This window comes from Aeromonas diversa CDC 2478-85, assembly GCF_000819805.1.
GTDB lineage: Bacteria > Pseudomonadota > Gammaproteobacteria > Enterobacterales > Aeromonadaceae > Aeromonas > Aeromonas diversa.
In genome coordinates, this window is the sequence record NZ_CDCE01000033.1 from 113,809 (window position 1) to 127,814 (window position 14,006).

11 protein-coding genes are annotated in these 14,006 nt (G+C 65.4%); 7 read left to right on the forward strand and 4 right to left on the reverse strand.

Going from position 1 to position 14,006, the window contains the following annotated elements; all coding sequences use genetic code 11:
- Position 1 precedes the first annotated feature (1 nt).
- The gene (bcsZ, locus tag BN1121_RS13985; RefSeq protein ID WP_005345528.1) at positions 2-1,090 is read left to right on the forward strand and encodes a cellulose synthase complex periplasmic endoglucanase BcsZ; all 1,089 of its coding nucleotides are present in this window, start codon (positions 2-4) and stop codon (positions 1,088-1,090) included.
- On the forward strand, positions 1,078-4,488 hold the full coding sequence (gene bcsC / locus BN1121_RS13990; RefSeq protein WP_043597982.1) for a cellulose synthase complex outer membrane protein BcsC: 3,411 nt from the start codon (positions 1,078-1,080) through the stop codon (positions 4,486-4,488). Before bcsZ ends, bcsC begins: the two co-directional genes overlap by 13 nt.
- A gap of 15 nt (positions 4,489-4,503) precedes the next feature.
- Here the strand turns inward: bcsC and BN1121_RS13995 are convergent, their stop codons facing one another.
- Positions 4,504-4,779 carry a metal/formaldehyde-sensitive transcriptional repressor gene (locus BN1121_RS13995; RefSeq protein WP_005345535.1) on the reverse strand — a complete coding sequence of 92 codons (276 nt, stop codon included), beginning with the start codon at positions 4,777-4,779 and terminating at the stop codon, positions 4,504-4,506.
- Positions 4,780-4,847: 68 nt separating this feature from the next.
- Between BN1121_RS13995 and dmeF the strand changes: the two genes are divergently transcribed.
- Entirely contained in the window at positions 4,848-5,816 is a 969-nt protein-coding gene (dmeF, locus tag BN1121_RS14000) for a CDF family Co(II)/Ni(II) efflux transporter DmeF (protein WP_005345537.1), read from the forward strand.
- Here dmeF and BN1121_RS14005 read toward each other — a convergent pair.
- Positions 5,770-6,162, reverse strand: coding sequence for a protein-tyrosine phosphatase family protein (locus tag BN1121_RS14005; protein WP_005345539.1), 393 nt, complete (start codon positions 6,160-6,162; stop codon positions 5,770-5,772). The genes dmeF and BN1121_RS14005 overlap by 47 nt on opposite strands.
- Positions 6,163-6,393: 231 nt before the next feature.
- On the opposite strand from BN1121_RS14005, the gene pulA reads away from it, so the two are divergent.
- The 3 genes from pulA to BN1121_RS14020 all read left to right on the forward strand — a co-directional run bounded on the left by pulA (position 6,394) and on the right by BN1121_RS14020 (position 11,937).
- On the forward strand, positions 6,394-10,026 hold the full coding sequence (gene pulA, locus BN1121_RS14010; RefSeq protein WP_081606374.1) for a pullulanase-type alpha-1,6-glucosidase: 3,633 nt from the start codon (positions 6,394-6,396) through the stop codon (positions 10,024-10,026).
- Positions 10,027-10,219: 193 nt separating this feature from the next.
- Positions 10,220-11,260 carry a plasmid segregation protein ParM domain-containing protein gene (parM, locus tag BN1121_RS14015; protein WP_005345549.1) on the forward strand — a complete coding sequence of 347 codons (1,041 nt, stop codon included), beginning with the start codon at positions 10,220-10,222 and terminating at the stop codon, positions 11,258-11,260.
- A complete protein-coding gene (locus BN1121_RS14020; protein ID WP_005345551.1) occupies positions 11,260-11,937 on the forward strand; it encodes a hypothetical protein in 678 nt (225 codons plus the stop codon). The genes parM and BN1121_RS14020 overlap by 1 nt, the downstream gene beginning before the upstream one ends.
- Before the next feature lie 37 nt (positions 11,938-11,974).
- Here the strand turns inward: BN1121_RS14020 and BN1121_RS14025 are convergent, their stop codons facing one another.
- Both BN1121_RS14025 and arfB read right to left on the reverse strand, forming a co-directional pair.
- On the reverse strand, positions 11,975-12,322 hold the full coding sequence (locus BN1121_RS14025; RefSeq protein WP_005345552.1) for a DUF1294 domain-containing protein: 348 nt from the start codon (positions 12,320-12,322) through the stop codon (positions 11,975-11,977).
- Positions 12,323-12,760: an alternative ribosome rescue aminoacyl-tRNA hydrolase ArfB gene (gene arfB / locus BN1121_RS14030; RefSeq protein WP_043156938.1), complete on the reverse strand. Its 438-nt coding sequence runs from the start codon at positions 12,758-12,760 to the stop codon at positions 12,323-12,325.
- Positions 12,761-12,976: 216 nt separating this feature from the next.
- Here arfB and BN1121_RS14035 point away from each other — a divergent pair, with 216 nt between their 5' ends.
- The gene (locus BN1121_RS14035; RefSeq protein ID WP_005345558.1) at positions 12,977-13,984 is read left to right on the forward strand and encodes a Fe(3+) ABC transporter substrate-binding protein; all 1,008 of its coding nucleotides are present in this window, start codon (positions 12,977-12,979) and stop codon (positions 13,982-13,984) included.
- Positions 13,985-14,006 lie beyond the last annotated feature (22 nt).

Consider the following 14,006-nt stretch of genomic DNA (forward strand, 5'->3'; position numbering starts at 1 on the left):
GATGAGACGAATCTGTAGCGCCCTGCTGCTGTGGGGCCTTGCCATGGTGCCAGCCTGGGGGGCCTGTGACTGGCCCGAGTGGGAGCACTTCAAGGCCAGCTATCTGGAGGAGGGGCGGGTGATCGATCCCTCGGATCCGCGCCGTATCACCACCTCGGAGGGGCAGAGCTACGCCCTCTTCTTCGCCCTGGTCAACGACGACAGGGAGACCTTCGCCCGCTTGCTGGAGTGGACCGAGCTGCAGCTGGCCCGGGGCGATCTGACCGGCTTTCTGCCCGCCTGGCTCTGGGGCCAGCGGGAGGATGGCAGCCTGGGGGGGCTCGACGCCAACAGCGCCTCCGACTCGGATCTCTGGATCGCCTACAGCCTGATCGAGGCGGGGCGCCTCTGGCATAACCACAGCTACTCCTCCATCGGCACCATGCTGCTCAAGCGCATCGCCCGGGAGGAGGTGGCCAGCCTGCCGGGTCTCGGCCCCGTGCTGTTGCCCGGCCCCAATGGCTTCAGCCAGGGGACGCGCTGGACCCTCAACCCCAGCTACCTGCCGCCCCAGTTGCTGGCCCGTTTCGCCTCTTTCCAGGGGCCCTGGCAGCAGCTCCATGAGGCCTTGCCCGGGCTCCTGACCGGCAGCGCCCCGCGCGGCTTCGCACCCGACTGGGTCGACTGGAACTCGAGCCGCTGGCTGGCCACCGAAGGCAAGGGAGACGTGGGCGGCTATGACGCCATCCGTGTCTACCTCTGGCTCGGCATGTTGGCCGCGGATGACCCGGCCCGCGCCGCCCTGGTGAGGCACTTCGCCCCCATGCTGCAGGCGATCGAACAGGGCGGCATCCCGGAGCGGGTCGAGGTGCAGAGCGGCAAGGTGCTGAGTCGCGGCGGGGCCGGCTTCGCCGCCGCCCTGCTACCCCTGGCCCAAGGTAGCACCCAGGCCGACGCCCTGCGTGCCCAGGCGACCCGTGAGGCGAGCCGGGCCGATGCTTACTACGGCAGTGTCCTGACCCTGTTTGGATTGGGCTGGGATCAGGGGCGCTACCGCTTCGCGGCGGACGGTACCCTGCAACCGAGCTGGAGCGGCGCATGTCAGCCCTGAGCGCCCTCTGCCTGCTGGGTAGCTTGCTCGCCAGTGCCCCCCTGCATGGGGAAGTGGCGCCCGTCCCCTGGTTGCTCGGCCAGATCCGGCTGGGAGAGGCGACCGGGCGGGAAGATCTGGTGAGCAACTCCCTCTACTCCCTTTCTCTCATCGAAGGGGCTCGCCCCGAGTTGCTGGCGGCCCAGGCCCGCCAAGCCCTGCGCCTGGGTAAGCTTGAGGAGGCGCGTAGCCGGCTTGCCGAGCTGGGCAAGCTGGCCCCGGATTCTCTCCTCTACCGTCAGGGGATGGCCAACCTGGCTCTGAGCGAGCCAGCCAAGCGGCAGCAGCTGCAACAGGCGCGTCTGCTGAGTCGCGCCGGCCGCCTCGACGAGGCGCTGGCCCTCTATCGCACCTTGCTGGTGGAGGGGCAGGCCCCCAACCTGGAGCTGGCGGTTGAATATGCTTTGTTGCAGGCGAGTCTCCCCTCCCTGCATCGGCAGGGGATGGCCGAGCTGGCGCGGCTTAATCACGACTATCCGGGTCAGCCGGGTCTGCAAGCCGGGTTGGCCCGCCATCTGCTGGCCGATGGTCGGCAGAGTGAGGCCTTCGCCCTGCTCGAGAAGATGGCCCAGAGCCCCTTCTCCCGTGGCTCTGCGGCGGGCCTCTGGCTCGGGGCGATTCAGGATATGCCGGTCGGGGAGCAGAGCATCGCCGCCCTGAAGCGCTTCGTCACCGCCTTTGGCAGTGGTGACGAGGTCACCTCGGCCCTGGCCATGCTGGAGCAGCATCAGGCCCAGTGGGCCTCGCCCGCCTTCAGGGCCCGGCAACGTGCCCTGGCCGGGGAGGCGAGTCTGCCCGAGCTGAAGCGGGCGCTGGCGGCCAATCCCGGCGATGTGGCGCTCATCGGCGCGCTCGGACAGGCATACTCCCGTGCCAATCAGCGGGCCTTGGCCATCGCCCAGTTCGAGCGGGTGCTGCGCGAGCCGAGTCTCGATGACAGGGAGAAGTGGCAGGGGTTGCTCGACACCAACCGCTACTGGCTGCTGCTGGAGCAGGCCGACGGGGCGCTCGCACGGGGCGATAATCCCGGGGCCGCCCTGCGATATCGGCAGGCGGTGCGGCTCGACGCCAAAGAGGGGGAGGGATGGATTGGGCTCGGGGATGCCAACCTGGCGCTGGGGGACGCGGCGGGTGCCGAGCAGGCATACCGCGAGGCCCTGCGGCTCGCGCCGAAAGACAGTCGCCCCCTGACCCGGCTGTTTGAACTCTATCGTGCCCGCAGCCCCGAGCAAGCCCTGGCCCTGATCGAGGGTGCGCCGGCGTTGGCCGCCCAAGGGAAGCGGCTGCGCAGCGAACTCCTTCAGCAGCAGGCGGATCGGTTGGCGGAGCAGGGAAAGCAGAGCGAGGCGCTGGCCCAGCGCCAGCAGGCCCTGATCCTGACGCCGGAGGACCCCTGGCTCACCTACCGGGTGGCCGGCTCCCTGGCCGAGCGGGGAGAGGCCGGCCGCGGCGAGCTGATGCTGCGCACCGGTCTTGGCCGCTATCCCCTCGATGTGGCCTGGTATCGGGCCCTGGCTCTCTATCTCTCGGGCCAGGATAGGCCAGAAGAGGGGCGCCGGGTGCTGGCGCGCCTGGCCAAAGTCCAGTGGAGCGAGGAGATGGCGGCGCTGGATCGGCGGTTGCAACGAGAGCAGATCCTGGCCGAGGCCAGACGCCAGCACCAGGCGGGAGCGCTGGCTGCCGCAGAGGCAAGCCTGCGTCCGCTCTCGTCCGATCCCGAGGCGCTCCTGCTGCTGGCCGGCTGGGCCGCCGAACGTGGGGAAGGGGCCGAGGCCGAAGCCGTTTACCGGCGCCTGCTCGAGGTCGAGCCCGGCAGCCTCGAGGCACGTATCGGCCTGGCCGAGCTGGCGCTGGCCCGCGGCGACAGAGGCGCGGCAAGAGGCTGGCTGCCCGTCTGGCCTGACCCCCTGCCGCCGATTGAGGAGGCGAGGGAGTGGCGCGAGGTTGCCAACCTCTATCAGACACTGGGGGAGAGCGCCCGGGCCGAGGCCATCTTCACCGCCTATGCCCCTTCGCTGGAGCAGGCACCCCCCTCGCGCGACACTGCGTTGTTTTGGCGCGACGCTGCCCGCCAGCGCTTCGCCGCCGGGCAGGAGGAGCAGGCCATCGCCCTGGATCGCAAGGCCATGGCAGCCGCCGGTCTTATTGCTGATACCGGGCTGAATGACGCGGTCCTCACCCGAGAGGCTCGTGCCCGTGAGGGGGAGGAATGGCTTGCCGCCAGCCTGCGCGGGGATCTGGAGCGCCACTATCGCCAGAGCCAAACCAGCGTCTCGTTTGACAGCGACTATTGGGGCTCCAGCGGCACGGGGGGCGTGTCCGATCTGCGGGCCCTCACCCAGATGCTGCAACTGGATACCCCGCTGGCCGGCGGTACCCTGTTTGGCCGGCTCGAGCGGGTCGACATGGATGCGGGCCACTTCGCCGGGCAGGAGAAGTTCGGTACCTGCGCCGAGCGCGTCTGCACCGCTGGCGATCAGCAGGCTCAGGGGACCCTGGTCGCCGCCGGATGGCACAAGGGGCGCTGGGCCGTCGATCTGGGCAGCACCCCGCTGGGATTCGAGGTGGTGGACTGGACGGGGGGGGCCTCGGTGCAGGGAGATCTCGGGGATCTGGGCTGGACCTTCACCCTGTCGCGGCGCCCGGTAACCAGCTCCCTGCTCTCCTATGCCGGTAGCGTCGACCCCGGCACAGGTACCGTATGGGGAGGCGTGCGGGCCAACGGGGTGCGGTTCGATCTCAGCCACGATCTGGGGGGGGCTGTGGGTTACTGGGGCAGCCTGCAGCAGCACCTGCTGACCGGTGAGAACGTGTCCGACAACTGGCGTACCCGCCTGATGGGGGGCGGCTACTACAAGCTCATCAATCAGGAGCACAGGCGTGCCAGCGTCGGCCTCAACACCATGTTGTGGCACTACCAGCGGGATCTGGGGGGCTACACCCTGGGGCAGGGGGGCTACTACAGCCCACAGCGCTACTTCTCCCTGGCATTGCCGGTCAGCTATCGCCAACGCAGCAGCGACTGGTCGTGGGAGGTCAACGGCTCCGTCTCCTGGTCCCGCTCCCGTAGTGACGACACGCAACGCTACCCGCTCGCCGGCCTGGTGCCGCCTGCCCTGCCGGATCGGGACGCCATTGAGCGCGGAGGCAGCAGCAGCGGAATTGGCTACACCCTGGGGGGGCTGGTGGAGTACCGTCTGACCGATCACTGGCGCATCGGCGCCCGTATCGACATCCAGCAGGCCGACGACTATGCCCCGAGCCACGGGACCCTCTTCCTGCGTTACAGCTTCAAGCCCTGGCAGGGAGATCTCGACATGCCTCCCCGTCCGCTCACTCCCTACGGGGAATTCGACTAAGCCGGTACTGCGCCCCTACTTCAGATAGGAACGCAGCACCCGGCTCACGCTCTCCAGATCCTGCAGGCGCTGCTGCGGCGTGCTCTCTTCGGCCCCCAGGTGTTCCCGCAGATGTCCCTCCAGTACCTCCAGCATCAGGCCGTTGACCGCGCCACGAATGGCGGCGATCTGCTGCAGCACGGCGCCGCAGTCGGTTTCTTGCTCCAGCGCCTGCTCGAGGGCGGCACTCTGTCCCCGGATGCGGCGCACCCGCGCCAGCAGCTTCTTCTTGTCGTGGATCGTGTGAGACATCTAGGCGCTCCAAACAATGCTTTATATACTGGGGGGGAGTATATTTCATCTTTGCAGGAGCAGCCACCATGTCGTCCCACCCCTTCCCCTGTCACGCCCCTCTGATCAACGAGGGGAATCCGCTCGCCGAACGCAAGACCCGCTGGGCCGTGCTACTCACCCTGGTGATGATGGTGGCCGAGATAGGTGGTGGCTGGTGGTTCAACTCCATGGCCCTGCTGGCCGATGGCTGGCACATGAGCTCCCACGCCCTGGCATTGGGGCTGGCGGTGCTGGCCTATCGGGCGGCCCGCCACTTCGCGCGGGATCGCCGCTTCTGTTTCGGCACCTGGAAGATAGAGGTGCTGGGGGGGTTCACCAGTGCCCTGATGCTGATCGGGGTCGCCCTGCTGATGCTGGTGGAGTCCACCGAGCGACTGCTCAACCCGAGCGAGATCCACTACCAGCAGGCGATCGCCATCGCCGTGCTGGGGCTCATGGTCAACCTGGCTTGTGCCTGGTTGCTGAAGGATGATCACCACCACGGCCATCATCATGGTCACGATCACCACCGTGAGCATCATCACGACCAGGATCATCATCACGATCTCAACCTGAGGGCCGCCTATCTGCACGTGCTGGCCGATGCGGCCACCTCTGTGCTGGCGATCCTGGCCTTGTGCGGCGGGCTCTGGTGGGGGGCCAGCTGGCTCGACCCCGTCATGGGGATCGTCGGGGCTGGCCTGGTGGGCGTCTGGGCGCTGGGGCTAGTGCGCCAGACCGGACGGGTCCTGCTGGATGCCGAGATGGATGCCCCCGTGGTGGAGGAGATCCGCGAGCTGGTGGCCGAGGCCCCGGAGGGGGCGACCATACGGGATCTCCACGTCTGGCGGGTGGGTCAGGGCAGCTATGCCTGCATGCTCTCCCTCTGGACCGAGGCGGCCCTGAGTGCCGATCAGATGCGCGAGCGGCTCGCCATTCATGAGGAGCTGGTCCACGTGACGGTCGAGATCACCCCTGCCGCCCTTCGTGATAGACAGCGCCCAGCAGTAGCCTGAGCAGCAGATCCGACGGGTCGTCCAGCAGATGGCCCGTCTCCAGCAGCAGTGCCCCCTGGGGGCGGTAGCTGAGGGCGGCGTGAACCTGGCCCCTGGGATCGCGCACCTTGATGTGGCCGATCAGCTCGCCATTGGCGCCGGGGTGGCAGTGCAGCTCTAGGGTGCGATCCTCCCCCAGCAGGGTGAAGTCCCGGGTGTGGGGCGGGGCATCCTCGTAGTCGGGCCAGCCGAAGAAACCGTAGTGCTCCGCCAGCGTGCTCGCCTGCTGGCAGAAGTCGGTAAAGAGGCGCAACAGGCTCTTGTACTCCTCGTCCAGCCGCACCGCCTGCTCCTTGCTTTTGCTCATGTCTGCTCCTTTGTCGTCACCGCATACCAGTTCAATTCCCTTCGCCCGCCGTCGTCTGTGAGCCATCTCCAAGTTTCGGACAAAAGCGCCCATCAGGCTGATGGAAAAGGATTTTCTGCCAAAGAGATCACGTTCATTCCCCACCCGCCCTGATTAACATGTGGTCGCCCGACCCTTCGGGCCATGGACACACAGGTCCAGAGACAAACTACAGCGGGAATAATAAAAAACATGGATATGAAAAAGACCAAGGTGGCACTGGCGATAGTGTCACTGCTTGCCCTATTGTCCGGATGTAACGGTAACGACTCCTCCACCACGGCGCCCGTGGTACCCCCCTCGGATGGCCCCGTGGCCCGTCTGCCCAATGTGACTCCACCCGGTGAGCTGGTGACCGCCGGCAAGAACGAGCTGGTGATCGCCCTGGTCGACACCCAGCGTGCCGCCGCCCGCAGTGCCGATGCGCCCTATACCGACTGGAGCATGCACCTGTGGAACAACGACGCCTGCAACGCCACCGATCCGGCCGGCCTCAACAGCGATTGGAACGACAAGTCCAAGACGCCCCTCAAGTCTGACGGCTTCGGTCCTGCCTGGGTGATCCCCCTGGCCAAGGCCGAAGGGTGCATCAATTTCATCGCCCGTGACGGCAGCCTTGGCAAGCTGAGTAACGACCTCAAGGTGCAGCTGGCCGAACACGCGGATCACACCGTGGCCATCGTGGCCGGCAAGGATCAGATCTACGGCAGCCGCGCCGAGGCCTTCAGTGCCGCCTTCGGGGTGGCCGGGGCCAGCGCCCATCTCATCGACGGCGAGACCCTGATCTGGGAAGGGGGCAAGGACAAGCCGCTGGTACGCCTCTACTACTCCGAGAGCGGTGCCATTGCGGCCAACGACAAGGGTGAATTTGTCTTCCCCTATATCAGCCTCAAGCCGGTCGAACTGACCGAGGCTCAGAAGGCCAAGTATCCCCATCTCAAGGATAAGGCGGCCTTCCGCCTGCCGGCCGACCAGGATCTCAAGCCGCTGCTCAAGGGGGAATTGGTGGCCCTGGCGACCGATGGCGACGGCATACTGCAAGGGGCAACCCTGGTGCAGAGCGCCGGTGCCCTCGACGCCCTCTACGCCGGCAACGCCAAAGGGCTGGAGTACGGCGCCCTGGTCAAGGATGGCAAGGTGGCCTTCCGCCTCTGGGCGCCTACCGCCAAGTCAGTCAAGCTGGCCCTCTACGACGCCAAGCACCAGAAGGTAGGCGAGCAGGCCATGACCTATGACGCGGCCAGCGGCAGCTGGAGCTATCAGGGGGGCAGCGAGCTGGTGGGCAAGTTCTACCGCTACGCCATGGAGGTCTACCACCCGGTCAGCCGCATGCTGGAACGCTATGAGGTGACCGATCCCTACTCCCTGAGCCTCTCCATGAACTCCGAGTTCAGCCAGGTGGTGGATCTCGAGGATCCGGCCCTCAAGCCGGCCGGTTGGGACAGCCTCAAGGCGCCCCACAGCCAGAGCAAGCCGGCCGACATCACCATCTACGAGGCCCACGTGCGGGATCTCACCGGCAACGATGCCTCCACCGATACCGCCAAGCGCGGCAAGTTCGTCGGTCTGACCCAGGCCAGCTCGGTACCGGTGCAGCACCTCAAGTCCCTGGCCGAGGCCGGGGTGAGCCACCTTCACCTGCTGCCGGTGTTCGACATCGCGACCGTCAACGAGGATCCGGCCAAGGTAGTCAATCTGGACGACCCCTTCAGCAAGCTGTGTCAGGTCAATCCGGACGTGAAGAGCTCGGAATTTGCCGGCGACTGCGACGGCGGGCAGAGCGTGGAGCAGGTACTGGAGCGCCTCAAGGGGAGCGACAGCAAGGACTCGCCCAAGGTACAGGCCCTCTACGGCTACGTGCGCGGGGTGGATGCCTTCAACTGGGGTTATGACCCCTACCACTACACAGTGCCGGAAGGCTCGTACGCCACCAATGCCGAGGGGACGACCCGGATCAAGGAGTTCCGCGAGATGGTGCAATCCATCAAGCAGGAGATCGGCATGAACGTGGTGATGGATGTGGTCTACAACCACACCAACGAGGCGGGTCTGGGCTCCAAGTCGGTGCTCGACAAGATAGTCCCCTGGTATTACCAGCGCCTCAATCCGGAAACCGGTGCGGTCGAGAACTCCACCTGCTGCTCCAACACGGCGCCGGAACACGCCATGTTCGCCAAGCTGATCGAAGACTCCTTGGTTACCTGGGCCAAGGAGTACAAGGTCGATGCCTTCCGCTTCGACCTGATGGGCCACCATCCCAAGTCGCAGATGGTCGAGGCCCTGGCGGCGGTGAAGAAGGTGAACCCCGAGATGTACTTCTACGGCGAGGGCTGGAACTTCGGCGAGGTGGGGGACGACAAGCGTTTCGAGCAGGCGACCCAGAAACACCTGGCCGGCACCGGCATCGGCTCCTTCTCCGATCGCCTGCGTGACGCGGTGCGCGGCGGCAGCCCCTTCGACGGCGGCAATGGCCTGCGCGAGAGCCAGGGCTTCGGCAACGGTGCCTTCGTCTATCCCAACGAGATGAGCAAGGTGAGCAAGGCCCAGGCGCTGCACCTGGCCGACCTGACCCGTCTCGGCATGGCCGGCAACCTCAAGGCCTTCGTCCTGACCGACAAGGATGGCCTGCCCAAGCGCGGTGACGAGATCGACTACAACGGTCAGGCGGCCGGTTATGCCCAGGATCCTGTCGAGATCCAGAACTATGTCTCCAAGCACGACAACCAGACCCTGTTCGACATCCTCGCCTACAAGGCTCCGGAGGGGGCGGATCTGGTGCGGATGCAAGGGGTCTCGCTGGCCACTGTGCTGCTGGGGCAGGGCATTCCCTTCACCCACGCCGGCAGCGAACTGCTGCGCTCCAAGTCCATGGAGCGGGACAGCTATGACTCGGGTGACTGGTACAACAAGGTGGACTACACCCTGACCGACAACAACTTCGACAAGGGGTTGCCGCGCAAGGACAAGGACGAGGGGAACTACGACCTGATCGAGCAGGTGCTGGCCAAACACGCCAAGCCGACCGGTGCCGACATGGCGCAGGTCAACGGCTTCTATCAGGAGCTGGTGCGTCTGCGCTACTCCACTCCTCTGCTGCGTCTGGGCAGTGGTGCCGAGGTGATCAAGCGGGTCGACTTCCGCAATACCGGACCGGATCAGGTGCCCGGGCTTATCGTCATGACCATAGACGATGGCATCAAGGCCGGCGCCGATCTGGATGCCTCCGCCGACGGGGTGCTGGTGGTGATCAACGCCAGCAATGCCGAGCAGAGTGTCGGTCACTTCGTCGACGGGGATGGCCAGCCCATCGATCTCTCGACCCTGATCCGCAGCGACAGGCACGACGTGGCCGGCATCGCCGGTGACTCCCGTGTCGAAGGCGGCATGGTCAAGGTCTCTCCCTGGTCTGCCGCCCTCTTCGTCAAGCCCCAGAGCGCCGAGCGCAGCGGTCTGCCGGTTGGCAAGAAGGTCGATCTCGCTACCGTGCCGCCGTTTGGTACCACCAAGGTCTATCTGCGTGGCCTGTTGGGCCAGTGGGACGCGGTCAACGAGTTTGCCTTCGGCGGCAACTACGCCTATCAGTTCGCCACCGAGGTGGCGGCCGACAAGGTAGGGGCGACCGAAACCAAGGTGGCCGATGCCAACTGGGGCAGCCTCAACTACGGCAAGTGCAGCGACACCCCGACCCTGAAGGCCGGTGCGCAGGTCACCCTGTGCAAGAACGGCGACAATCTGGCCGTCGAGCTGGGCCAGACCGGCCGCTACACCTTCACCCTCAAGGCCCAGGACAAGGAGCATCCGACCCTGGCCCTGAGCCTGCAGTAAGGATCCCGGCCCACCTGCGGCTCGGCGCCTGTGGGTCCGCTTCCGCCTTGGGCGGAATAACACCGAGAGAGTAAGAGAGGGGGCGCGGGAAACTGCGCCCCCTGTTTCGATTCAAGAAACGCGGTGCTTTGGTCGCTATGACAAACAAAACCGCCCTGCGAGGGCGCCGCGTTCACCTGCCGAGACTCTTCTGATGACCCAAGCCCGAATCAAGTTCGCCATCGACGATGGCTCTACCAATGTCAAAGTCAGCTGGATCGAGGGAGGCGTGCTCAAGACAGTGGTCTCTCCCAACTCCTTTCGCAAGGATTGGAAGAGCGCGGCCCTGCTGCGTGGCCAGAAGGTGTTCAACTACACCATAGGCACCACCAAGTACACCTATGACGCCACCTCCGACAAGGCGCTCTCGACCACCCATATCGAATATCAGTACGACGATCTCAACCTGTTGGCGGTGCACCACGCCCTGCTGCAGACCGGGATCGCGCCGTGCCCGGTCAGCGTGGTGGTGACCCTGCCCATCACCGAGTACTACAACCCGGACGACTGCCAGCGCAACGAGGCCAAGATCGAGGCCAAGCGCCACAACCTGATGCGCGAGATCAGCCTCAACAAGGGCGAGCTGTTCCAGATCGTGGACGTGGAGGTGATGCCCGAGAGCCTGCCGGCTGTGCTCTCCCATCTGCTCGACTCCAACTGCAACGAGTTCACCAAGTCCCTGGTGATCGACTGTGGTGGCACTACCCTCGACATGGGGATCATTGTGGGCGAGTTTGACGACGTCTCGGCCATCTACGGCAACAACGAGATCGGTGTCTCCATGGTGACCGATGCGGCGCGCAAGGCGCTGGCGGCAGCCGACAGTGACTCCAGCTACCTGGTGGCCAACGAGCTGATCAAGCGTCGTCTCGACAGCGCCTTCGTCCAGAGCGTGGTCAACGACGAGTCGCGCATCCCCGAGATCCTGCGCCGCATCGAGACCAAGATCCAGGAGCTGGGGGATCAGGTCGCCTTCGAGGCGAAGAAGTTCGCCAAGAACCCGAACCGGGTCTACCTGGTTGGCGGTGGCGCCCCCCTCATCGAGGCGGCGATCCGCGAGGCCTACCCGACCCTGGGTGAGCGGGTGATGATGATAGAGAATCCCCAGAGCGCTCTCTCCCGGGAGATCTGCCTCTACCACGCCGATGAGGCCACCGTCGATCTGGCCGAGCCCATGCTGCTCGAGGTCGAGTGATGAACCCGGGCAAGAAGCTCAACCTCTCCCTCTATCTCAACCCGGCACACAGCGCGGCGGACCAGCGTGCCGCCGGCGCACTGCAACAGTGGTACCTGGGCCTGCGCCAGAGTGGCAGCGAGCGGGACGACGTCAGCATGGCCATGCGGACCTTCCACCGTAGCGTCTACCTGGCCGGGCTGCAGCTCCACCTGCTGAGCCCCCGGCTCTGCCAGCACGTGGCCGAGTCCATCGGACGCGAGCCGCTGACCCTGGCCGAGCTCACCGCCGAGTTGCTGCGCTGCGAGCTGCTCCCCCGGGTCCCCGGGATGGAGGCCGAGGAGCAGGAGGCGAGCTTCTCCCCCCGCCAGCTGGAGCAGATCCAGCTGCTGCTGAGCCATGCCCGAGCCAGCGGCGAGACGGCGCGGGAGGTGGCCGGAGAGGCCCATGAGGTGCTGCTCGATAGCCTGCTGGAGGCGCAGCAGGCCGAGTTTGCCCAGCTGCGCGGCGAGCTGGAGCGGCTGCGCGCACTGGCCGAGCAGCAGGCGTTGCAGCTGCAGCAGCTGAGGCTGAGCGGCCGTGCTGTGACCGGTGCGGTCGAGAGCAGCCGGGGCAGCAGCACGGAGGAGATAAGCCTGGCCGAGATGGCGCCACCGACCGAGAAGATGCAGAAGGTGAGGCAGAAGGGGATCTTCTGAGACGAGAGAGCGTGGCACCGGCCACGCTCTTCTGTTTTCAGGGGTTGCTCCACCAGAGCAGGGCGGCGAAGAAGAGCAGGTTGCCGGCCACGCTCAGCCACAGCGGCAGCTTGTACTCTTTCTTGCTCGACTTGTGGCGCAGAAACTGGCGCGCCAGCAGGGCGCCGGGCCAGCCACCGAGCCAGCTCCAGGTGTGCAGGGTCTGCTCGGGGACGCGCTGGCGCTTGAGACGGGCGGCCCGCTTGTCCCAGCCATAGACCAGGAAGGTGAGCAGGCTCATGGCGGCATAGAAGAGGGCGACCGGCAGGGGCAGGTGGCGACTCAACACCAGCAGGGGCAGGGCCAGCAGCTGGCCGAGGGCGAGCAGGGTCTGAAAGCTGGTCATCTAGTCTCCGATAGGGGCGCGGCGACCCGCCTTGATGGCCCCCTTGCGCTTTTTGGCGTCGACCCGGCGCACCTGGGAGCCGCGGGTTGGTCGGGTGGCGTGGCGCGTCTTGGGCCGCTCGGCGGCCTTCTTGAGCAGGGTGAGCAGGCGCTCGATGGCCTCCTGACGGTTCATCTCCTGACTGCGATGACTCTCGCTGCGGATCAGGATGAAGCCATCGTGGACCCGGCTGTCGCGCAGGCGATCCAACCCCTCCTTGTAGTGATCTGGCAGGGTGGGGGAGGCGCGATAGTCAAAACGCAGCCAGACTGCGGAGTCGGTCTTGTTGACGTGCTGGCCGCCGGCCCCTTGGGCGCGCATGGTCTGGAACTGCAACTCGTGCCATGGCAACAGGCAGCGTTGCGAGACAAACAGGCCGTTGGGGGGAGGTGAAAGCATGGTGAAACTGTCGCTGTGGTGCATGTCGTCAGCATTGTAATGCCTGTCTCTCCGAGGGTCGAATCCCGGTACACTCGCCTGTATAAATCCTGAATTTAATCGCAATCAAAAAAATATTTCCCGATAGGAGATCTGGACTTGTGCGGAGTGGGAGAGTATGCAAAATACAAACGCGAATTATTGCTACTTGCACCCTAGCTCCAGGAACACGAAGAGATGAAAAAGACACTGCTGGCTCTGATTTTCTCCGCCGTCGCCGCGCCTTCGGCCTTCGCCGCCCAAGAGGTGAACGTCTACTCCAACCGCCAGGATGAGCTGATCAAGCCCATCATCGAGCAGTTCGAGAAGGAGAGCGGCATCAAGGTGAACCTGGTGTTCGCCAAGGACGGGCTGACCGAGCGCCTGCAGCGCGAAGGCAAGCTGACCCCGGCCGATCTGATGCTGACCACCGATATCAGCCGCCTGACCGAGCTGGTGGACAAAGACCTGGTGCAACCGGTGCAAAACAAGACTCTGGAGGAGAACATCCCTGCCTCCCTGCGTGACCCCGATGATCGCTGGTTCGCCCTGACCACCCGGGTGCGTGCCATCTACTCCAGCAAGGATCGCCTCGGCAAGCTGGACGCCATCAGCTATGAGGATCTGGCCAAGCCCGAGTACAAGGGCAAGGTCTGCGTACGCAGCGGCAAGAACGACTACAACGTTGCTCTGATTGCCTCCATGATCGCCCACCACGGCAAGGCCGAGGCCAAGCAGTGGCTGGAAGGGGTCAAGGCCAACCTGGCTCGCAAGCCCCAGGGTAACGACCGGGATCAGGTCAAGGCGATCAAGGACGGGGTGTGTGACCTGTCGCTCGGCAACAGCTACTACCTCGGCAAGATGCTGGCCGACCCGGCCCAGAAGGCCTGGGCCGATGCCGTCTACATCAACTTCCCGAACCAGAAGGATCGCGGCGCCCACGTCAACGTGAGCGGCATGGCGATGACCAAGTACGCCAAGAACAAGGACGCCGCCGTCAAGCTGATGGAGTTCCTCTCCGGTGACGAAGCCCAGCACCTCTATGCCGAGCTCAACACCGAGTATCCGGTCAAGCCGGGTGTCGAGCGCTCCGAGCTGGTCAAGTCCTGGGGTGACTTCAAGGCCGACAGCCTGGCGGTGAGCGACTACGCAAAACTGCGTAAGGACGCCCTGACGCTGCTGGATGAAGTGAAGTTCGATCTGTAAGGTGTAGGGGTTTTCCCTACCC